Origin of the sequence: Dietzia natronolimnaea (assembly GCF_002289575.1) — a bacterium.
Taxonomy (GTDB): domain Bacteria; phylum Actinomycetota; class Actinomycetes; order Mycobacteriales; family Mycobacteriaceae; genus Dietzia; species Dietzia natronolimnaea_A.
Genome location: NZ_NTGA01000020.1, coordinates 19,446 through 38,394, shown reverse-complemented (window position 1 = coordinate 38,394; position 18,949 = coordinate 19,446). Strand labels below are relative to the sequence as shown.

Below are 18,949 nucleotides of genomic sequence, written 5' to 3'. Positions count from 1 at the left end.
AGACCACCGGCGCCGCCACCGGCCGGTTCAGGAACTGTTCAGCTCGGGGGCCGGTCGCTTCCGGGGATGGTCATGCGCACCTCGGTGCCCCCGCCGTCCGCGTCGTGGATCTCCACGGTCCCCCCGTGCCTGGTGACCACCTGACGGACGATCGCCAACCCGAGCCCCGAACCCGGCATCGCGCGCGCCTCCCGCGACCGGTGGAACCGGTCGAAGACCAGCTCCTTGTCCGCTTCGGGGATGCCCGGACCCTGGTCGGCGACGGTCAGCTCCACGACCGAGTCCGACACCGGGGTCATCCGTACCGTCACCGTTCCCCCGGTGGGGCTCCACTTGGCCGCGTTGTCGCAGATGTTCAGGACCGCACGCTCGATGCCCGCACTGTCACCGAACGAGTACCAGGGCGCCAGCTCCACGTCGAAGTGCACGTCGTGACGCCGCCGACGGACCCGCTCGAGAGCCCGCTCCACCGCCTCCGACACCGCGACCGGTTCCAGTTCGACATCCCCGGAATCCTCCCGGGCCAGTTCGACCAGGTCCCCGACGAGCTGGGTGAGCTCAGAGATCTGACCGACCACGTCGACCTCGAGCGCACCCCTGTCCGCGTCCGGGATCGTCGGCGCCCCCGGCCTGCTCGCGGCGATCAGCAGCTCCACGTTGGTGCGCAGGCTGGTCAGGGGCGTCTTGAGCTCGTGACCGGCGTCGGCCACGAGCCTCGATTGTCGCTCCCTGCTCTCCCCCAGCGCGACGAGCATCTGGTTGAAACTCGCGGTGAGTCGGGCGATCTCGTCGTCGCCCGCGACCGGGATGGGCCGCAGGTCATCGGTCCGGGCGATCCTCTCCACCGCCCGGGTCAACCGGGCCACCGGGGCCAGACCCGTGCGCCCGACCGCCGTCCCGGCCACCGCCGCCAGCGCGATGCCGGCCGCGCCCACCAGGGTCAGGACTATCGCCAGGCGGTTCAGCGCCGCCCTCGTGGGGCCCAGATCCTGCGCGAGGATGAGTGTCGAGCCGTCACGGACACCCACGGCATAGATCTGCTTTCCCCCGGCCGTCCTCAGACTCGAGTCGGCCTCGCCCCGCACCACCGCGATCTCCGGGCCGCCGATCTGGAACGGTTCGCCGGTGGCCGTCCGCACACCGGAGGGGGCCACGATCTGCGCGTCCAGGTTGGGGTTGAAGGCCCGCAGCGCGATGAGAGTGCTGCGTGACTGGAGGGCGAACTCCGAGGCGAGCTGGCTGTTGACGAGCTGATCGGCCTGTTGCTGGAGCCGGTTGTTGACCTCGCTGTACATCGACCCGGACACGACGAAGTACGCCGCGACGGCCATTAACGCCACCGCGACGCCCACCGAACTCGCCGCCAACAGGGTGACCCGCTGGTGCAGGGAGATCGGCGTGGAGGACCACCCCACCGTGCGGGCTGGCACTACGGCGTCTCGCGCAACACGTACCCCACACCCCGCACGGTGTGGATCAGTCGACTCTCCCCCTCGCCCTCGGTCTTGCGGCGCAGGTATCCGATGTAGACCTCGAGCGCGTTACCCGACGTGGGGAAGTCGTAGCCCCACACCTCCTCGAGGATGTGACTCCGGGTGAGGACCCGACGAGGATGGTGCAGGAGCAGTTCGAGCAGCGAGAACTCGGTGCGCGTCAACTGGATCCGGCGGTCCCCCCGGCTGACCTCACGCGTCGCCAGGTCCATCCGCAGGTCCTCGAACTCCAGCACCTCGTCGACGTCCTCGGCCTCGGGGCCCCGACGGCGCAGCAGCGCCCGGAGCCGGGCCAGGAGTTCTTCCAGGGCGAACGGCTTGGGCAGGTAGTCGTCGGCACCCGCGTCCAGCCCCGCCACCCGCTCGGACACCGCGTCGCGCGCGGTCAGCATCAGTACCGGGAGATCGTCACCGCGGCTCCGGAGTATCCGGCAGACCTCGAGACCGTCGCGCCGGGGCATCATGACGTCGAGGATCACCGCGTCCGGACGGTTCGTGTCGAGTCGCTCGACCGCCTCGACCCCGTCCCCCGCGAGCTCCACCGTGTAACCGTTGAACGTGAGGGAGCGGCGCAGGGATTCGCGCACGGCCTGGTCGTCGTCCACAACGAGGATCTTCATACGGGGCAGTCTCTCCCACATCCCTGAACCTCGGCTGAGGAACACCGCGACCGATGTGCATCGCGCTCACGATGTGCAGACGCCGACGAGCCCGGCGGGTCGGGGTGGACCCGCCGGGCTCGTGACCGGGCGTGTGCGAGCGGCGCGCGGGCGCCGCAGGGCTCAGTGGACCGCGGTCAGCGGTCGAGGTCGATCAGGCCGAGCTTGGCGGCCTTGACCAGGCGACGCGGCAGCACCACGGGGCGGCCGTCGATCTTGGTCTCCTGGAGGGCCGGGTTCTCGGCCTTCCACTGCGAGCGGCGGGAGTGGGTGTTGGCGCGCGAGAGGCGACGCTTCGGAACTGCCATGACTGTTACGTCCTCTTAGGTCTCGGGTGTGTGGGAGGACCGGCGGCGCACCACCGGCCCACGGCTCACTTGGTGCGACGGGTGCGGTTGCCGTAACGGCGCTGGAACTTCTCGACACGGCCGGCCGTGTCCATGACGCGCTGCGCGCCGGTCCAGAACGGGTGCGACTCACTGGTCACGTCGACCACGATCAGCGGGTACGAGTTGCCGTCCTCCCACTCGACGGTCCGCTCGCTCTTGGCGGTGGAGCGGGTGAGGAACTTGGTGCCCGTGCCCGAGTCCTGGAAGACCACCGGGTGGTAGTCGGGGTGGATGTCGTTCTTCATACTGGATCCCTCTAGCTCGGTAGAAGTCTTGGGTCTGGCGCCCGCCCCGTCAGGGACGCGCGAGTGCCAGTGGCCGAACCGGGGATCCCGGTATCAGCACACGCATCGGTAGATCGTACCCGTACGATGACCGGGTACCCAATTCGCGCGCCTCGCCCGCCCTCGTCACCGGCGTTGACGTGCCGATTACCGTTTCACGCGGTCGGGCCGTAAACTAGACCATCGCTGTTGTCTGCACGTTTGCTATCGCCTCTCACGGTGCCCGCGACGTGACGGTCCACTACTGCTCGGTTCAGGCCGACACCCAGTTGCGACCCTCACGCGCCACCGTACGAGGAGGCGGAAGGAGAACCACGCCATGTCGGCGCATTGCCAGGTAACGGGACGGAAGCCGGGTTTCGGCAAGTCCGTCTCGCACTCACACCGCAGGACCAACCGTCGCTGGAACCCGAACATCCAGCGTCGTAGCTACTTCCTGCCCTCCGAGGGACGTCGCGTCACGTTGACCGTCTCCACCAAGGGCATCAAGACCATCGACCGCGATGGCATCGAGGCCGTCGTGGCCCGTATCCGCGCCCGTGGGGAGAAGATCTGAGATGGCACGTAACGATGTCCGACCCATCATCAAGCTCAAGTCCACGGCCGGTACCGGGTTCACGTACGTGACCCGCAAGAACCGCCGTAACAACCCGGACCGCATCGTCCTCAAGAAGTTCGACCCGGTCGTCCGCAAGCACGTCGAATTCCGAGAGGAGCGCTGACCCGTGGCCAAGAAGTCAAAGATCGCGCGTAACGAGCAGCGCAAGGCCAAGGTGGCCCGGTTCGCCGAGCGGCGCGCCGAGCTCAAGGCGATCATCAAGAACCCCGAGAGCACGGACGAGGCGCGCATGGACGCCCAGACCGCGCTCAACAAGATGCCGCGTGACGCCTCGCCCGTGCGGGTGCGTAACCGCGACGTCGCCGACGGCCGCCCGCGCGGCTACCTCCGCAAGTTCGGTCTCTCCCGCGTCCGGATGCGCGAGATGGCCCACCGTGGCGAGCTGCCCGGTGTCACGAAGTCGAGTTGGTGAGTAGGTAATCATGGCAAAAGCGCGTAGCACCCCGTCCAAGAAGGTCCGTGCCCAGGAGGGTCGTCGCCCCAAGAAGAACCCGTTGAAGGTCGCGGGTATCGAGACGGTCGACTACAAGGACGTCAACACCCTCCGTACGTTCATCTCCGATCGCGGCAAGATCCGTTCGCGTCGGGTCACCGGCCTCACGCCGCAGCAGCAGCGTCAGGTCGCCGTCGCGGTCAAGAACGCCCGCGAGATGGCCCTGCTGCCGTTCACCAGCCGCTGAGTCACCACTCGGCGCGGGTGAACCGGACCGCCCGTCCCGCCTGCGGCCTCTAGCCGCCGACTCAGGCAACAGCAACCCGATCGGGGTCGTGCCTCCTCACGCAGGAGTGCGCGACCCCGATCGGCGTTACCGCGCCTACCGCTCCCCTCTCCCCCTCCCCTCCCCGACACCAGGAGTCCACCCGTGGCCGGCGTCCTCAACGGCTTCGCCGTCATCGTCGCGCTGGTCGCGCTGGGCTGGATACTCGCCCGCACCCTGGTCCTCGGCACGGACGCGCACCTGGTGCTCAACCGGCTCGTCTTCTACGTCGCCACCCCGGCACTGCTGTTCGACTCCCTCGCCCGCACCACCCTCGACCAGGTCTTCACCGGCGTGTTCGTGGTGTCCGCGGTGTCGGCGATCATCGTCGCGGTCCTGTACGTGGCGATCGCCCGGCTGTGGCTCAAGCGCCCGGCGGCGGACCTCGTGGTGGGTGCCCTGTCCGCCGGCTACGTCAACTCCGCCAACCTCGGCATCCCCATCGCGCTGTACGTCCTCGGGGACCTCGGGTTCGTCATGCCGCTGCTGCTCTTCCAGGTGGTGGTCCTCCAACCGGTCGCCATCGCCGTGCTGGAGCGGGCCGCGCGGGCCGAGGGGTCGGACGGCGGCGGGGACGGGGGCGCGCTCGGTGCGCTACTGCAGTCGGTCCGCACCCCGATCGTCCTCGCTGCGCTCGCGGGCGTCGTCGTCGCCGCCCTGCCCTGGACGCCGCCCGAGACTCTCCTGGAGCCCGTGCACCTGGTCGGCCAGATCTCCGTCCCCGGCGCCCTGCTGGTGTTCGGCATGTCGCTCTACGGAGTCAAGGTGCTCGAGGCCGGCGCCTCGCCCCGCCGGGAGATCTTCCTCGCGAGCGCACTCAAGCTCGTCGCCCACCCCGTGCTCGCGTACGCCATCGGCGCCGGGCTGATGGGCATGCAGGGTCACGAGCTTCTCACGGTGGTGGTCGCCGCCGCGTTGCCCACCGCGCAGAACGTCCTCGTGGTGGCCACCCGGTACGGGCACGGGACGCTGCTGGCCCGCGACTCGGCGGTCCTCACCACCCTCGGGTCGCTCCCCGTCCTGCTGCTGGTGTCCGCGCTGTTGGCCTGAGACCTGCTCAGGTCGCGCCCGCCGCCACGATGCCGGCGAAGACGACCGCGTTGTTGACCCCGTGGAGCACGATCCCCGGGACGATCGACCGGTACCACTGCGCCATCACGCACAGACAGATCCCCACGACCAGCAGGTACGGCAGGGCGGGCGGGATCAGGTGCGCCGCGGCGAAGACCGCCCCCGCCAGCGCGACCCCCGGCACGGCCCGGAACCGCGCACGCAGGGCGGGCAGGACGATCCCCCGGAACACCACCTCCTCGGCCACGGGGACGAGCACCGCCACGGCGAGCAATCCCAGCACCACGAACACGGGCCCGCCGGTGGCGAGGTCCGCCAGGGCGTCGTCGGAGCCCTCCTGCCCGGCCCCCAGGGGGATGAGCACGACCATGGACGCGGCGACCCCCGCGGCCATCACGGCCGGGATCTGCCACAGCAGGTGCAACGGCGACCGCTCGGGGGCGCGCAGCCCCACGTCGGCCCAGCGCAACCCGCGTCGACGGAGCAGGTGCACCCACACCGCGAGCAGCGCCGCGACCGCCGTGCCGCCGAGCACCACGAGGGCGAGCAACGCGGTGTCGGGACGCGCGGTACCCACAACGTTCGCGACGAGGAGTCCGAGGAGGACGACGACGACGAGACCGACCACATACCCGGCGGTCCAGGCCAACGCAGAGAGCGCCGCACGGCCCCTGACCGGTGTGATCCAGAGGCCGGCGGCGGGCACGGGTGGTGGCGTGATTACCGCAGCCCCTCGATCACTGCAGCCCCTCGGCGACCCGGTACGGGGCTGCCGTGGCGGCGGCGACCTGATCGAGGGTCACCCCGTCGACCAGCTCGATCAGGGTCAGCCCGTCGGAGTCGCGGTCGAAGACCCCGAGTTCGGTGATGATGCGGTCCACGCACCCCAGGCCGGTGAGCGGCAGGGAGATCTCCGAGACGATCTTGGACGAGCCGTTCTTGGCCAGCTGGTCCATCACCACGACGATCCGGCGGGCGCCCACCACGAGGTCCATCGCGCCACCCATGCCCTTGACCATGGCCCCGGGGACCATCCAGTTGGCGATGTCGCCGGCCGGGTTGACCTCCATGGCGCCGAGGATGGCCACGTCGATCTTCCCCGAGCGGATCATGCCGAAGCTCATCGCGGAGTCGAAGATCGACGAGCCGGGCAGCGTGGTGACGGTCTCCTTGCCGGCGTTGATCAGGTCCGGGTCGACATCGTCCGGGTGCGGGTAGGGGCCGATGCCGAGCAGGCCGTTCTCCGACTGCAGGGTGACGTTGACGCCCTCGGGGACGTAGTTGGGCACCAGCGTCGGCAGACCGATCCCCAGGTTGACGTACTGGCCGTCCGAGAGCTCGAGGGCCGCGCGGGCGGCCATGGCCTTGCGGTCGCGTCCGAGTCGGGCGGGCGTGCCGGGAGTGCTCATCAGCGCTGTCCTTCCGAGGGCGGGTTGGTGGTGGTCTTCTCGATCCACTTGGTCTGCTCCACCTGCTGCGGGGTGAGCTCGACCAGGCGGTGCACGAAGATGCCGGGCAGGTGGATGTCGTCGGGAGCCAGTTCTCCGACCTCGACGATCTCCTCGGCCTCGACGATGCACACCCGACCGGCCATGGCGGCCAGCGGCGAGAAGTTGCGGGCGGTGAGGTTGAACCGCAGGTTTCCGCTGCGGTCCGCGACCGCGGCCCGCACGAGCGAGAAGTCGGCCTCGATGGCCTGCTCGAGCACGTAGGTCTCGCCCCGGATCTCCCGGGTCTCCTTGGGTGGGGAGGCCAGCGCGACCCCGCCCTCGGAGTCGTACTTCCACGGCATCCCGCCGTCGGCCACGTAGGTGCCCACGCCGGTGCGCGTGTAGAACGCCCCGATCCCGGAGCCGCCCGCCCGCATCCGCTCGGCGAGGGTGCCCTGCGGCGTCAGCTCGACCTCGAGCTCACCGGACAGGTATTGCCGCGCGAACTCCTTGTTCTCCCCGACGTACGACGAGACGATGCGTCGCAGTTTGCCGGTCTCCAGGAGCATGCCGAGGCCCTTGCCGTCGACACCCGCGTTGTTGGAGAAGACCTCGAAGTCCCCGACGTCGCGGGCCGCGAGTGACTCGATGACGACCTGCGGGATCCCGCAGAGGCCGAAACCGCCGGCGGCGATCGACGCCCCGTCCGGGATGTCCGCGACGGCCTGTTCCGCGGTCATGATCTTGCTGGACATACTCGTCCTCCTTGAATGTGGGCTGTCAGGCGATGCCGAGGATCTCGATCGCCGTCTTGCGCATGTCGACCTTGCGGACCTTCCCTGTGACGGTCATGGGGAACTCGTCCACCACGTGGATGTACCTGGGGATCTTGTGACGGGCCAGCTTGCCGGTCGCGAAGTCCCGGACCTCCTCGGCGGTCAGGTCGTCGCGTCCGGGCTTGAGCCGGATCCACGCCATCAGTTCCTCACCGTACTTCGGATCCGGGACCCCGATCACCTGGGCGTCGAGGATGTCGGGGTGGGTGTAGAGGAACTCCTCGACCTCACGCGGGTAGATGTTCTCGCCCCCGCGGATCACCATGTCCTTGATGCGGCCGGTGGTCCTCACATAGCCGTCGGCGTCCATCTCCCCGATGTCGCCGGTGTGCATCCACCCGTCGGCGTCGAGTGCCTCGGCGGTCTTCTCCGGCTCGTTCCAGTACCCGATCATCACGCTGTAGCCCTTGGTGCAGAACTCCCCCGCCTCGCCGCGCGGCAGGGTCTCACCCGACTCCGGGTCCACGATCTTGATCTCGAGGTGCTGACCGACCCGCCCCACGGTGGTGACGCGGCGGTCCAGCGAGTCGTCGGCCCGGGTCTGGGTGGACACCGGGGAGGTCTCGGTCATGCCGTAGCAGATCGAGACCTCCTCCATGTTCATCCGGTCGATCACCTGACGCATGGTCGCCTCCGGGCAGGGCGAGCCCGCCATGATGCCGGTCCGCAGGGAGGACAGGTCGTAGGAGTCGAAGTCCTCGAGCGCGAGCTCGGCGATGAACATCGTCGGCACGCCGTACAGGCTCGTGCACTTCTCCTGCGCGACCGCCCGCAGCGAGGCCGCGGGGTCGAACGCGGGCGCCGGGATCACCATGCATGACCCGTGGGTGGTGCACGCGAGGTTGCCCATCACCATGCCGAAGCAGTGGTAGAAGGGCACCGGGATACAGACCCGGTCCACCTCCGAGTAGTTGATCGTCTCCCCCACGAAGAACCCGTTGTTGAGGATGTTGGTGTGCGAGAGGGTGGCGCCCTTGGGGAAGCCGGTCGTGCCCGAGGTGTACTGGATGTTGATGGGATCGCCGGCTCCGAGACCCGCACGGATCCCGGCCAGCTCGTCGGCGTCGGTGGGCCCCGACATCATGGACTCCCACTCCTCGTCGCCGAACAGCACCACCACCTCCAGGTCCGGGCAGTTCGGCTGGACCTGGGACAGCATGCCGGTGTAGTCCGAGTCCTTGAACTGAGGCGCGGCGACCACGGCCTTGATCCCCGCCTGAGTGAGCACGTACTCGAGCTCGTGGACCCGATAGGAGGGGTTGATGTTGACCAGCACCGCCCCGATCTCGGCGGTGGCGTACTGGATCATCACCCACTCCCAGCGGTTGGGGGACCAGATCCCCACGCGGTCGCCGGTCCGGATCCCGAGCCGCAGCAGACCCGAGGCCAGGCGACGGACGTCGGCGTGGAACTCCGCGTAGGTCCACCGGCGTCCGGCCTGCACGTCGACGAGGGCGTCGCGGTCACCGAATCGCGCGACCGTGGCGGCCAGGTTGTCGGCGATCGTCTGCGTGAGCAGCGGGACGTCGGTGTCCCCCCGGGTGTGGGAGAGCGCGGGGTCCAGTGGGGTGGAATCGAGATCGGAGGTGGTCATCTCGGTGCTCCTTGGCGGTCTGTCGGGGTGTCGGGGTGTCGAGGTGTCGGGGCGTTAGGTCGTGGCGGCCGCGGCGCGACGCATCGTCGCCTCGGCCTGACGGAAGACGGGACCGTCGACCATGCGGCCGTCCAGCCGGAAGACGCCCTGGTTGCTCCGGGCGGCGTCGAGAACCTTCCGGGCCCAGGCCACCTCGTCGTCGTCGGGCGCGTAGGCCTGTCGCACCACCGCCACCTGGGACGGATGGATGCAGGCCGTGGCCACGAAGCCCAGGGCGACGGCGTCGAGCGCCTCGGCGCGCTGACCGGCCTCGTCGGCGATGTCGAGGTGGACCGAGTCCACCGCCCACCGACCGAAGGCGGCCGCGGCGAGCGCGACCTGCGCACGCGCGTGCCGGGGGACGTCGCGGTACTCCCCCGCGACCCGGGGGCCACCGGCCTCGACTGCCGAGAATCGGCTGGTCGACCCGCCCATGGCGGCCAGGAGGTCCTCGGCGCCCCACATCATCCCGGCGCAGCCGGGGGCGGCGGCGATCTCCCCGGCGCGGATCACTCCCAGGGGGGTCTCCACCAGTGCCAGGACCGCCGCGCCGATGGCGGCGTGGACGTCGGCGACCTGGGCCGCCGACTCGGTCTTGGCGAGCATGACGCAACGGTAGCCCGTGGCGGCGAGGGCCTCGAGGTCCGCGGAGTGGTCCTCGGTGTCGACGGGGTTGACGCGGACGATCGTCCGCTCCGGATCCAGGTCGGAGGCCACGAGCGCCTCCCGGGCGGCCGGTCGCGCGTCCGGGGCGACCGCGTCCTCCAGGTCGACGATCACCACGTCCGCCCGCTCGGCCGCCTTGCCGTACCGCTCGGGGCGGTCGGCCGGGCAGAACAGCAGCGCCGGGCCCGGCGGGATCCAGGCCGGGGTCATGCCGTTCCCTCCCCCACCTGGTCGGCCGGACGCTTACGAACCAGCGTCTTGCGGACGGCCCTGGCCACCACGTCACCGTGCTGGTTGCGGCCGATGTGCTCGAGCGTCACAATGCCCTCTCCCGGCCGCGACTTCGACTCCCGCTTGTCCGTGCACACCGTCTCGGCGTAGAGGGTGTCGCCGTGCAGAACCGGCTTGGGGAAGGTGACCTCGGAGAACCCGAGGTTGGCCACGATCGTGCCCTGGGTGAGCTGCGCGACCGACAGCCCGACCAGCGTCGACAGTGTGTGCATGGAGTTCATGAGCCGCTCGCCGCCGAAACCGGGCTGCTCGGCCGACCACGCGGCGTCCAGGTGCAGGGCCTGGGTGTTCATCGTGAGCGTGGTGAACAGGACGTTGTCCGTCTCGGTCATGGTGCGGCCCGGGCGGTGGAGGTACGCCGTGCCGACCTCGTACTCCTCGAACCACAGTCCGCGTTGGACGACCTCTTTGCGCTGGTCTGTCATGGCCTCAACCTTCTCACTCACAACCCGAGTCCCCGCGCGATCAGCATGAGCTGCACCTCGGTGGTGCCCTCGCCGATCTCGAGGATCTTGGAGTCGCGGTAATGCCGTGCCACCGGGTACTCGTTCATGAACCCGTAGCCGCCGTGGATCTGGGTGGCGTCCCGGGCGTTGTCCATGGCCGCCTCGGAGGAGACCATCTTGGCGATGGCGGCCTCCTTCTTGAAGGGCTTGCCGGCCAGCATGAGGCGAGCGGCCTCGTAGTAGGCGCAGCGCGCGGTATGGGCGCGGGCCTCCATGCGGGCGATCTTGAAGGCGATCGCCTGGAACGACCCGATCTTCTGGCCCATCGACTCGCGCTCACGCGCGTACTTGACCGACTCGTCCACACACCCCTGCGCGGCGCCGGTGGCCACCGCGGCGATCGCGATGCGGCCCTCGTCGAGGATCGACAGGAAGTTCGCGTACCCGCGCCCCTCCTCCCCGAGCAGGTTCTCCGCCGGGACCCGCACGTCGGAGAAGGTCAGCGGATGGGTGTCGGAGGAGTTCCACCCGACCTTGTCGTAGGCCGGCTCGACCGTGAAGCCGGGCGTGCCGGACGGGACGATGATGGTCGAGATGGCCTTCTTGCCGTTATCGCGGATGCCGGTCACGGCGGTGACGTTGACCAGCGACGTGATGTCGGTGCCCGAGTTGGTGATGAACTGCTTGTTGCCGTTGACCACCCACTCGTCGCCGTCCCGCTTGGCGGTGGTCCTGGTGGCTCCTGCGTCCGACCCCGCACCGGGCTCGGTGAGCCCGAAGCCCGCGAGCGTCTTCCCGGCCGCGAGATCGGGGAGCCAGGTGTTCTTCTGCTCGTCGGTACCGAAGTGGTAGATCGGCATCGCCCCGAGGCCCACGCCGGCCTCGAGGGTCATGGCGGTGGACTGGTCGACACGGCCCAGTTCCTCGAGGGCCAAGGACAGGGCGAAGTAGTCGCCGCCCATGCCGCCGAACTCCTCGGGGAAGGGAAGCCCGAACAGGCCCATCTCCCCCATCCCGGCCACGATCTCGTAGGGGAACGTGTGGTTGCGGTCGTGCTCGGCCGAGGCGGGGGCGACCACCTTGTCGGCGAACTCGGCGACCGTCGACTTCAGGTCGGCGTAGTGCTCTTCCAACTCAGGCATTGCCTTCTCCTTCGGATTCCTCGGTGGAGGGGTCGGGGGTTGAGGGGTGGGGCTCGACCGTCGCGAGCAGGTGGTCGGCGGGCACCTGCTCGCCGGTGGTGACGTTCAGCCGGACCACGCCGTCGATCGGCGCGGCCAGGGAGTGCTCCATCTTCATGGCCTCGACGGCCAGGACGTTCTGTCCCGCGGTCACCTCGTCGCCGTCGGCGGCGAAGCACGCGATGACCGAACCGGGCATGGGGCTGAGGATCTGGCCGTCCGACATACCGGCGTCGTGGATCCGGGAGTCGATCAACGGGAGCAGCCGCAGGTCCCAGGTGCCGCCGTCCCCGGCGACCCAGTAGGTGTCCGATGATCTGGGGGCGGTCGAGCGCACCACGGTCCAGCGCTGCTGGGTGTCGTCAACGGTCAGTCGCAGCGACCGGCCGTCCCGGGCGACCCGGGCCCGGTGCCGCGAGGAGACCTCGGGCTCGGCCGTGGAGCCGATCGTGGCGTCGGTGATGGTCACCTCGGCGTCGTCGGGTGTTCCCCTGAGACCGACGGTGACGGCCGCCGATCCCGGACCGGAGTCCAACCGGGTCCACACCTCGGCGCGCCCGCCGACCCGCCAGCCGTTGGGGACGTCCCACGGCCCCCGCCGGGCGGCCGGCACGCGGGCCCAGCGCTCCTCGGTGCGGTGCATGGCCACCGCGACCAGGGCGCCCTCGGGCGCCGGGGTCGCGGTGTAGTCGTCGAGAGTCCGGTCGAGTAGTCCTGTGTCGAGGTCACCGGCGACGACCTCCGGCTGGGAGAGCAGGAACCGGCAGAAGTCGATGTTGGTCCGCAGGCCCAGCACGTGGGTGTCGGCGAGCGCGGCGTCGAGCCGGGCCAGCGCCTCGGCCCGGTCGGCGCCGTGGGCGATGACCTTGCCGAGCATCGGGTCGTAGTCACTGCCGACGACCGTGCCGACGCGCAGGCCGGAGTCCACGCGGATGCCGTCGCCCGCGGGTTCCTCCAGCCCGAGCACGGTGCCGCCAGTCGGAAGGAAGCCCTTGGCCGGGTCCTCCGCGTAGACGCGGGCCTCGATCGCGTGACCGGTGAGCGTCACGTCCTCCTGGCGCAGCGTCAGTTCCTCGCCCGCGGCGATGCGGACCTGCCAGTCGACCAGGTCCACGCCGGTGACCATCTCGGTGACCGGGTGTTCGACCTGGAGCCGGGTGTTCATCTCCATGAAGAAGAACTCGTCCGGGGCGTGGGCCGAGACGATGAACTCGACCGTGCCCGCACCCACGTAGCCGACCGAGCGGGCCGCGTCGCACGCGGCGGCACCGATCCGCTGGCGGGTGACCTCGTCGAGCAGCGCGCTGGGCGCCTCCTCGATGACCTTCTGGTGGCGGCGCTGCAGCGAGCACTCACGCTCTCCCAGGTGGATGACGTTGCCGTGGGTGTCGGCGAGGACCTGGACCTCGATGTGTCGCGGGGTGTCGACGAACCGCTCGAGGAACAGGGTGTCGTCGCCGAACGCACCCGCGGACTCGCGTCGGGAGGAGTCGAGCGCGGCGCGCAGGTCCTCGGGTCGCTCGACGCGTCGCATGCCCTTGCCGCCGCCGCCCGCAGACGGCTTGACGAGGACCGGGTATCCGACCTCGTCGGCGCCGGCCACCAGTTCGTCGTCGGTCAGTCCCGGCCGCGAGATCCCGGGCACGGTCGGCACGTCCCGGGCGGACACCGCCGCCTTGGCGGTGATCTTGTCGCCCATGGTCTCGATGGCGGTGGCCGGTGGCCCCACGAAGATCAGGCCGGCCTCCTCCAGCGCCCGCGCGAACCGGGAGTTCTCCGACAGGAACCCGTAGCCCGGGTGGACCGCCTGCGCGCCGGTCCGGCGGCAGGCGTCGATCACCTTGTCGATGTCGAGATAGGACTCCGAGGCCTGCGCCGGGCCCAGGCGGACCGCCGCGTCGGCCATGCGCACGTGCAGGGCGTCGGCGTCCGCGTCGGAGTAGACGGCGACCGAGCGGATCCCCGCTGCCCGCAGGGAGCGGATCACGCGGCAGGCGATCTCCCCGCGGTTGGCCACCAGAACGGTGTGGAGTTTCTGGGACAGTTCCTCTGACATGGGGCTACTCACATCCTGAAGACGCCGTTGTTGACCGGCTGGAGGGGGGCGTTGGCGGCGGCCGCGAGGGCCAGACCGAGGACGGTGCGGGTGTCGGCGGGGTCGATGATCCCGTCGTCCCAGAGGCGGGCCGTGGAGTAGTAGGCGGTGGACTGCTCCTCGAACTGCTCGCGGATGGGCGCGGTGAACTCCGCCTGCTGCTCGTCGGTCCACTCCCCGCCCGACTTGGTCACCTGCGCGGCGCGCACCGAGGCGAGGGTGTCCGCGGCCTGGGGCCCGCCCATCACGGCGATCCGGGCGTTGGGCCACATCCACAGGAATCGCGGCGAGTAGGCGCGGCCACACATGGAGTAGTTGCCGGCGCCGAAGGACCCGCCCACCACGATCGTGAACTTGGGCACGCGCGCGCACGCCACCGCGGCGACCATCTTGGCGCCGTTCTTGGCGATGCCGCCCGCTTCGTACTGACGACCGACCATGAAGCCGGTGATGTTCTGGAGGAAGACCAGCGGGATCTTGCGGCGATCACACAGTTCGATGAAGTGCGCGCCCTTGAGCGCGGATTCGGAGAAGATGACGCCGTTGTTGCCGATGATCCCCACCGGATGACCGTGGATGTGGGCGAACGCGGTGACCATCGACGTGCCGTAGTCCCTCTTGAACTCCGTGAACTCGCCACCGTCGACGACGGTCCCGATGATGTCGCGCACGTCGTAGGGCTGCCGGGAGTCCACCGGGACCAGGTCGTAGAGGTCCGTCTGCGGACGCACAGGTTCGCGGGGCTCGAGGACCTCCCATTCCGGCTCGGGGGCAGGCGGGCAGGTCGCGATGATCTCGCGGACCTTCATGAGTGCGTCATAGTCGTCGTCGGCGAGGTGGTCCACCACACCCGAGGTCTTGGCGTGCAGGTCGCCGCCTCCGAGCTCCTCGGCGGTGACCTCCTCGCCGGTGGCGGCCTTCACCAGCGGCGGACCGGCGAGGAAGATCGTGCCCTGGTTGCGCACGATCACGGCCTCGTCGCTCATCGCGGGGACGTAGGCGCCGCCGGCGGTGCACGACCCCATCACCGCGGCGATCTGCGGGATCCCCTGGGCCGACATGGTGGCCTGGTTGTAGAAGATGCGGCCGAAGTGGTCCCGGTCGGGGAACACGTCGTCCTGTTGGAGCAACATCGCTCCGCCCGAGTCCACCAGGTAGATGCACGGCAGGTTGTTGGCCAACGCCACCTCCTGGCCGCGCAGGTGCTTTTTGACGGTCATCGGGTAGTAGGTACCGCCGGAGACGGTCGCGTCGTTGGCGATCACCAGGCACTCGCGGCCCGACACCCGCCCGATCCCGGCGACCACGCCGGCGCCGGGCGCCTTGCCCCCGTACATCTCCTCCGCCGCCAGGGGTGACAGCTCGAGGAACGGGCTACCCGGATCCAGCAGCACGTCGACCCGCTGGCGCGCGAGGAGCTTGCCGCGCTCGAGGTGCCGGGCCCGGGCCTTCTCGCCGCCGCCCATCGCGGCCCGCTCGAGGCGGTCGCGGAGGTCGGCGAGCAGCTCCTCGTGCGCCTGGCGGTTGGTGGGCGGGTTGTCGGTGGACGAGCTTGCGGTGGACGGGCGATCGGTGGTCGCGGAAGACATCAGCGCCGCTCCCTTTCAGTTAAGTCGGATTAACTGAGTTCGACCATAGTGCCCTGGCTCACAGATGTCCAGAAGGGGGCACGACCCGGGCCGACGAGCGCTCGACAGCGCGGCATGACCGGCCGGGAGATCACGGATGAACCCGGAGCAAAGAGCAGGTCAGGTGCTAAGGCTAACCTGACCTAGCACAGGCTCTCCTTGCTTGCAAGTCGGCGCGATCGGGGGTTGACTCGGTGGCACCCGACCGGATCGGCACACCGACCGGATCGACTCACCGACACGAGGAGCACCCGACATGGCCACTCTGACCGGAATCAGCAACTGCACCGTCACCACGTGCTCGTTCAACGCCGACGCCGACTGCACGGCACCGGCGATCACCGTGGCGGGATCACCCGACCACGCCGAGTGTGGGACGTTCATCTCGCTCGACGTGCGGGGCGGACTGCCCACGGCGACCGCACACGTCGGCGCCTGCCAGCGCGTCGAGTGCACGCACAACAAGGATCTGCTCTGCTCGGCGGAATCAGTGAAGATCGGCTTCGGCGCCGACACCGCCGATTGCCTGACCTACTCCCCGGCCTAGGGGTTCAGCTCGCCCGGGCCACGTACTGGCCCATCTCGCGGACCACGTCCCCCAGGCTCTGCGCCCGAGTCATGAACGGCAGGTGCACGACATCGGCGTCGCGCCCGAGCGCGGTGAGCAGGTGCAGGCCATCGGGGTCGACGCCCAGGACGAACGGCGGATGAGCCGGGTCGCCCGACCCGGCCAGGATCGCCAGGTGCTCTCCGAAGCGCGCCCGGATCTCGTCCGCGAGGCCGGCCGCCTCGGCGGCCAGCGGGTCCGAGGGAACCGAATCCAGGTCGCGCGCGTGGACCGTCCCCTGGTGCCCGAGCCGACGCACCTGCAGGTCACCGAGGTCGATCTCGATCTCGACGACCCAGCCCTCACCCTGGCGCGCGGACCGCGCGACCCCGAAACCGTACAGGCTGGCCACGTGCACCTTCGCCTCCACGATGGGGGCGAACTCGTCGATCATCACGACCACCTCGACCGACGACCCCGGCTCCACGATCAGGCCCGACCACGGTGCGGGAGCCCCGGTGACCACGATGGAACCACCACCGACCCAGCGGTGCCGTGCGGAGACCATCACATCCGAGCGGTTCCGGGTCCCCCGGACGGCGACTGTGGCGACGCCCGACCCGTCCAGCAGTCGTCGGGCGCCGTTCTCGATCGGATTCGGTGCCATCGTTCACCCTCCACGGGTCGCCTACGGCGAGGTCTCGACGGCGAGGTTTAGGTGACCCTCGCCTAACTTAGGTACCCCTAAAGTGCCTGAGTCCCCCGGTCGCTGTCAAGCGGAGGCCCTAGAGTGGTGCCGTGACCGACACCACAACCGACGCCACCGGCAACCCGGGCCCCGCCCTCTCCCCCACCGAGATGCCGCGCCGGGTGCACGCCTTCCGGGACGACGCGCTCGGATACGACGACGCCTCGGCCCTCGCGGAACGTGTCCGCAGCCGGGAGGTCTCACCCACGGAGCTGATCGAGGCCGCCATCGATCGGTGCGCAGCGGTCGACCCCGTACTGGGAGCCCTAGTGCACACCGACTACGAACGCGCGCGTCACCGGGCGTCCTGGGTCCGGGACTCCCACCTGTCGGCCCCGCTCGCCGGCGTCCCGTCCGCATTCAAGGACGCGGTCCGGGTGGAGGGCCTGCCCATGACGCTCGGATCCTCGGCGGTGCCCACCCAGCCCGCCCTCCACGACGGCCCCTACGCACCCCTGTTCCGTGCGACCGGACTCATCCCGCTGGGAACGACCGCGATGCCACCCTTCGGCTGGACCGCCGCCACTGAACGGCAGGGAGGTCTCGTCACCCGTAATCCGTGGGACACCGGCCGCACCAGCGGGGGGTCGTCGGGAGGATCCGCCGCACTCGTGGCCGCCGGCGCGTTGCCGATCGCCCACGCCAACGACGGTGGCGGCTCTATCCGGATCCCTGCGGCGGTCACCGGGCTCGTCGGGTTCAAACCCAGTCGCGGCAGGCACCCCGACGAGGAGTTCTCGGCGAACATGCCGATCCCGATCATCTCCCAGTCCGTGGTCTCCCGGTCCGTGCGCGACACGGTGGCCTTCCTGACCGCCTTCGAGGCCGGGCACCGTCCGGTGGGGGTCCCGCCGCTGGGTGCGGTCTCGCCGACACCCACCCGGCGGTTGCGCATCGGCCTGGTCGAGCACAGTCCCGCGGGCGATCCGACCGATGCCGCCACCCTGGCGGTGCTGCGGAAGGCCGCCGACCAGCTGGAGGCGCTGGGCCACGAGATCGTGCCGACGCCCGCGCCGGTCCCGTCCTCGTTCCGCGAGGACTTCATCGCCTACTGGGGCCTGCTCGCGCTGGCCACGTCCTCCGGTGGGCGGGGCATGTTCAGCCCCGAGTTCGCGGCGGATCGGCTTGACCCGTTCACGATCGGCCTCGCCGCGATGGCCCGGCGGTCCCTGCCCTCGCTCCCGGTGCACCTGTTCCGCCTCTATCGGGCCAGGCGACGGTTCGACTCGGCGTTCGGCGATCTCGACGTGTACCTCAACCCCGTGGTCAACCACGAGACCCCGGAGGTCGGGTACCTGGACGCGGACCTGGACTACGAGACCCACCTCCAGAGGGTGTCCGACTGGGTCACCTTCACCCCCCTCCAGAACATCGCGGGGTCGCCCGCCGTCTCCCTCCCGGCCGGTCGGGCTCCGGACGGCCTGCCCATCGGCGTGCACCTGTCGTCGAGGATCGGTCACGACCGCCTACTACTCGAACTCGCCTCCGAGTACGAGGAGGCCTACCCGTTCGACCGCATCTGGGAGTGACACTCACTAGTCCAGGAGCTGGGCGACCCGCGGGCCGACCCGGCGGCGCAGCACCACCTCCGTGCGGGTCCGCAGGACGCCCGGCGTGGAGATGATGGCGCTGAAGACCTCCTCGAGATGCGCGTGATCGCGGGCCACCACCCGGCAGACCACGTCGAACTCCCCCGCCACACTCATCACCTCGAGCACCTCTCGTACCTCGGCGAGCCCGGAACAGGTCGCCTCCAGCTCGGCCTGCGCCATCTGGATGTGCACCAACGCCGAGAGCGGGTACCCGAGCGCCGCCGAATCGAGGGTCGGCGCCCACGACGCGATCACTCCCCGGGCCTCGAGCTTGTCCAGCCTGGCCTGTGCGGTCCCTCGCGCCACCCCGAGGCGGCGGGAGAACTCGCGGACCCCGACCCTGGGGTCCGCCAGGACGACCTTCAGGAGTCGTCGGTCGGTGCGGTCCAGAGCGGAAGATGCGTGGGGAGCCGATTCCATGTGCCCATCATAAGGTGCGATCCGTTGAACACGGTGCCTAACGACCTACGCCCCAGAGGCGCCGGAGTGCACACCCTGTTCGGCACAACACTGACCACGTGACGCGCATCACGAGCGCGCCTAGCCTGGAGTCGTATCTCGATTCTCTCGAAGGCCAGGTGTG

At 69.8% G+C, this 18,949-nt stretch carries 22 protein-coding genes; 7 read left to right on the top strand and 15 right to left on the bottom strand.

The genetic code is table 11. The annotated features are described in order from the left end of the window. Positions 1 to 38: 38 nt before the first annotated feature. From CEY15_RS11705 to CEY15_RS11690, 4 genes are all read right to left on the bottom strand, one after another. On the bottom strand, positions 39 to 1,430 hold the full coding sequence (locus CEY15_RS11705) for a HAMP domain-containing sensor histidine kinase (RefSeq protein WP_095718599.1): 1,392 nt from the start codon (positions 1,428 to 1,430) through the stop codon (positions 39 to 41). Then, complete coding sequence (locus CEY15_RS11700) at positions 1,430 to 2,113, bottom strand: response regulator transcription factor (RefSeq protein ID WP_017836293.1); 684 nt, start codon at positions 2,111 to 2,113, stop codon at positions 1,430 to 1,432. The genes CEY15_RS11705 and CEY15_RS11700 overlap by 1 nt, the downstream gene beginning before the upstream one ends. Positions 2,114 to 2,289: 176 nt before the next feature. Beyond that, positions 2,290 to 2,460, bottom strand: coding sequence for a 50S ribosomal protein L32 (gene rpmF / locus CEY15_RS11695; protein WP_017836292.1), 171 nt, complete (start codon positions 2,458 to 2,460; stop codon positions 2,290 to 2,292). A gap of 65 nt (positions 2,461 to 2,525) precedes the next feature. Beyond that, the gene (locus tag CEY15_RS11690; protein ID WP_095718598.1) at positions 2,526 to 2,786 is read right to left on the bottom strand and encodes a type B 50S ribosomal protein L31; all 261 of its coding nucleotides are present in this window, start codon (positions 2,784 to 2,786) and stop codon (positions 2,526 to 2,528) included. A 358-nt stretch (positions 2,787 to 3,144) separates the two neighbouring features. Here CEY15_RS11690 and rpmB point away from each other — a divergent pair, with 358 nt between their 5' ends. From rpmB to CEY15_RS11665, 5 genes are all read left to right on the top strand, one after another. After that, positions 3,145 to 3,381, top strand: a complete 237-nt coding sequence (gene rpmB, locus CEY15_RS11685; protein ID WP_007632788.1) for a 50S ribosomal protein L28 — start codon at positions 3,145 to 3,147, stop codon at positions 3,379 to 3,381. A gap of 1 nt (position 3,382) precedes the next feature. After that, entirely contained in the window at positions 3,383 to 3,547 is a 165-nt protein-coding gene (rpmG, locus tag CEY15_RS11680) for a 50S ribosomal protein L33 (RefSeq protein ID WP_017836290.1), read from the top strand. Between the two features lie 3 nt (positions 3,548 to 3,550). Then, positions 3,551 to 3,856 carry a 30S ribosomal protein S14 gene (gene rpsN / locus CEY15_RS11675; RefSeq protein WP_017836289.1) on the top strand — a complete coding sequence of 102 codons (306 nt, stop codon included), beginning with the start codon at positions 3,551 to 3,553 and terminating at the stop codon, positions 3,854 to 3,856. Between the two features lie 10 nt (positions 3,857 to 3,866). Next, a complete protein-coding gene (gene rpsR, locus CEY15_RS11670) occupies positions 3,867 to 4,124 on the top strand; it encodes a 30S ribosomal protein S18 (protein WP_017836288.1) in 258 nt (85 codons plus the stop codon). Between the two features lie 183 nt (positions 4,125 to 4,307). Beyond that, positions 4,308 to 5,252 (top strand): AEC family transporter, encoded by a 945-nt coding sequence (locus CEY15_RS11665; protein WP_095718597.1) that lies wholly within the window; start codon positions 4,308 to 4,310, stop codon positions 5,250 to 5,252. 7 nt (positions 5,253 to 5,259) lie between these two features. Here the strand turns inward: CEY15_RS11665 and CEY15_RS11660 are convergent, their stop codons facing one another. The 9 genes from CEY15_RS11660 to CEY15_RS11620 are packed head-to-tail and all read right to left on the bottom strand — an operon-like array spanning position 5,260 to position 15,440. After that, positions 5,260 to 5,979, bottom strand: a complete 720-nt coding sequence (locus CEY15_RS11660) for a CPBP family intramembrane glutamic endopeptidase (protein ID WP_095718596.1) — start codon at positions 5,977 to 5,979, stop codon at positions 5,260 to 5,262. 31 nt (positions 5,980 to 6,010) lie between these two features. After that, complete coding sequence (locus tag CEY15_RS11655) at positions 6,011 to 6,682, bottom strand: 3-oxoacid CoA-transferase subunit B (RefSeq protein ID WP_095718595.1); 672 nt, start codon at positions 6,680 to 6,682, stop codon at positions 6,011 to 6,013. Continuing rightward, positions 6,682 to 7,458 carry a CoA transferase subunit A gene (locus CEY15_RS11650; RefSeq protein ID WP_095718594.1) on the bottom strand — a complete coding sequence of 259 codons (777 nt, stop codon included), beginning with the start codon at positions 7,456 to 7,458 and terminating at the stop codon, positions 6,682 to 6,684. Before CEY15_RS11650 ends, CEY15_RS11655 begins: the two co-directional genes overlap by 1 nt. Positions 7,459 to 7,483: 25 nt before the next feature. Continuing rightward, complete coding sequence (locus CEY15_RS11645; protein WP_095718593.1) at positions 7,484 to 9,133, bottom strand: AMP-binding protein; 1,650 nt, start codon at positions 9,131 to 9,133, stop codon at positions 7,484 to 7,486. A 54-nt stretch (positions 9,134 to 9,187) separates the two neighbouring features. Next, positions 9,188 to 10,048 (bottom strand): HpcH/HpaI aldolase/citrate lyase family protein, encoded by an 861-nt coding sequence (locus CEY15_RS11640; protein WP_017836282.1) that lies wholly within the window; start codon positions 10,046 to 10,048, stop codon positions 9,188 to 9,190. Beyond that, the gene (locus CEY15_RS11635; protein ID WP_017836281.1) at positions 10,045 to 10,554 is read right to left on the bottom strand and encodes a MaoC family dehydratase; all 510 of its coding nucleotides are present in this window, start codon (positions 10,552 to 10,554) and stop codon (positions 10,045 to 10,047) included. Before CEY15_RS11635 ends, CEY15_RS11640 begins: the two co-directional genes overlap by 4 nt. 17 nt (positions 10,555 to 10,571) lie before the next feature. Then, complete coding sequence (locus tag CEY15_RS11630) at positions 10,572 to 11,717, bottom strand: acyl-CoA dehydrogenase family protein (protein ID WP_095718592.1); 1,146 nt, start codon at positions 11,715 to 11,717, stop codon at positions 10,572 to 10,574. Next, positions 11,710 to 13,812, bottom strand: coding sequence for an acetyl/propionyl/methylcrotonyl-CoA carboxylase subunit alpha (locus CEY15_RS11625; RefSeq protein WP_017836279.1), 2,103 nt, complete (start codon positions 13,810 to 13,812; stop codon positions 11,710 to 11,712). The genes CEY15_RS11630 and CEY15_RS11625 overlap by 8 nt, the downstream gene beginning before the upstream one ends. Positions 13,813 to 13,820: 8 nt before the next feature. Continuing rightward, positions 13,821 to 15,440: a carboxyl transferase domain-containing protein gene (locus tag CEY15_RS11620; protein WP_095718591.1), complete on the bottom strand. Its 1,620-nt coding sequence runs from the start codon at positions 15,438 to 15,440 to the stop codon at positions 13,821 to 13,823. A gap of 295 nt (positions 15,441 to 15,735) precedes the next feature. Between CEY15_RS11620 and CEY15_RS11615 the strand changes: the two genes are divergently transcribed. Continuing rightward, positions 15,736 to 16,026 (top strand): DUF1540 domain-containing protein, encoded by a 291-nt coding sequence (locus CEY15_RS11615; RefSeq protein WP_095718590.1) that lies wholly within the window; start codon positions 15,736 to 15,738, stop codon positions 16,024 to 16,026. A gap of 4 nt (positions 16,027 to 16,030) precedes the next feature. On the opposite strand, the gene CEY15_RS11610 is transcribed toward CEY15_RS11615, so the two are convergent. Then, complete coding sequence (locus tag CEY15_RS11610) at positions 16,031 to 16,693, bottom strand: hypothetical protein (protein WP_095718589.1); 663 nt, start codon at positions 16,691 to 16,693, stop codon at positions 16,031 to 16,033. A gap of 131 nt (positions 16,694 to 16,824) precedes the next feature. On the opposite strand from CEY15_RS11610, the gene CEY15_RS11605 reads away from it, so the two are divergent. Continuing rightward, positions 16,825 to 18,303 carry an amidase gene (locus CEY15_RS11605; RefSeq protein ID WP_095718588.1) on the top strand — a complete coding sequence of 493 codons (1,479 nt, stop codon included), beginning with the start codon at positions 16,825 to 16,827 and terminating at the stop codon, positions 18,301 to 18,303. Between the two features lie 6 nt (positions 18,304 to 18,309). Here the strand turns inward: CEY15_RS11605 and CEY15_RS11600 are convergent, their stop codons facing one another. Next, positions 18,310 to 18,786 (bottom strand): Lrp/AsnC family transcriptional regulator, encoded by a 477-nt coding sequence (locus tag CEY15_RS11600; RefSeq protein WP_095718587.1) that lies wholly within the window; start codon positions 18,784 to 18,786, stop codon positions 18,310 to 18,312. Positions 18,787 to 18,949 lie beyond the last annotated feature (163 nt).

Excerpts from the sequence above, each read along its gene's own strand:
- CEY15_RS11615 (WP_095718590.1), top strand. The coding sequence starts at position 15,736 with ATGGCCACTCTGACCGGAATCAGCAACTGCACCGTCACCACGTGCTCG.
- CEY15_RS11655 (WP_095718595.1), bottom strand. The coding sequence starts at position 6,682 with ATGAGCACTCCCGGCACGCCCGCCCGACTCGGACGCGACCGCAAGGCC.
- rpsR (WP_017836288.1), top strand. The coding sequence starts at position 3,867 with ATGGCAAAAGCGCGTAGCACCCCGTCCAAGAAGGTCCGTGCCCAGGAG.
- rpmF (WP_017836292.1), bottom strand. The coding sequence starts at position 2,460 with ATGGCAGTTCCGAAGCGTCGCCTCTCGCGCGCCAACACCCACTCCCGC.
- CEY15_RS11610 (WP_095718589.1), bottom strand. The coding sequence starts at position 16,693 with ATGGCACCGAATCCGATCGAGAACGGCGCCCGACGACTGCTGGACGGG.
- CEY15_RS11630 (WP_095718592.1), bottom strand. The coding sequence starts at position 11,717 with ATGCCTGAGTTGGAAGAGCACTACGCCGACCTGAAGTCGACGGTCGCC.
- CEY15_RS11600 (WP_095718587.1), bottom strand. The coding sequence starts at position 18,786 with ATGGAATCGGCTCCCCACGCATCTTCCGCTCTGGACCGCACCGACCGA.
- CEY15_RS11625 (WP_017836279.1), bottom strand. The coding sequence starts at position 13,812 with ATGTCAGAGGAACTGTCCCAGAAACTCCACACCGTTCTGGTGGCCAAC.
- CEY15_RS11635 (WP_017836281.1), bottom strand. The coding sequence starts at position 10,554 with ATGACAGACCAGCGCAAAGAGGTCGTCCAACGCGGACTGTGGTTCGAG.
- CEY15_RS11640 (WP_017836282.1), bottom strand. The coding sequence starts at position 10,048 with ATGACCCCGGCCTGGATCCCGCCGGGCCCGGCGCTGCTGTTCTGCCCG.
- CEY15_RS11645 (WP_095718593.1), bottom strand. The coding sequence starts at position 9,133 with ATGACCACCTCCGATCTCGATTCCACCCCACTGGACCCCGCGCTCTCC.
- rpmB (WP_007632788.1), top strand. The coding sequence starts at position 3,145 with ATGTCGGCGCATTGCCAGGTAACGGGACGGAAGCCGGGTTTCGGCAAG.
- CEY15_RS11650 (WP_095718594.1), bottom strand. The coding sequence starts at position 7,458 with ATGTCCAGCAAGATCATGACCGCGGAACAGGCCGTCGCGGACATCCCG.
- rpmG (WP_017836290.1), top strand. The coding sequence starts at position 3,383 with ATGGCACGTAACGATGTCCGACCCATCATCAAGCTCAAGTCCACGGCC.
- CEY15_RS11620 (WP_095718591.1), bottom strand. The coding sequence starts at position 15,440 with ATGTCTTCCGCGACCACCGATCGCCCGTCCACCGCAAGCTCGTCCACC.
- CEY15_RS11690 (WP_095718598.1), bottom strand. The coding sequence starts at position 2,786 with ATGAAGAACGACATCCACCCCGACTACCACCCGGTGGTCTTCCAGGAC.
- CEY15_RS11700 (WP_017836293.1), bottom strand. The coding sequence starts at position 2,113 with ATGAAGATCCTCGTTGTGGACGACGACCAGGCCGTGCGCGAATCCCTG.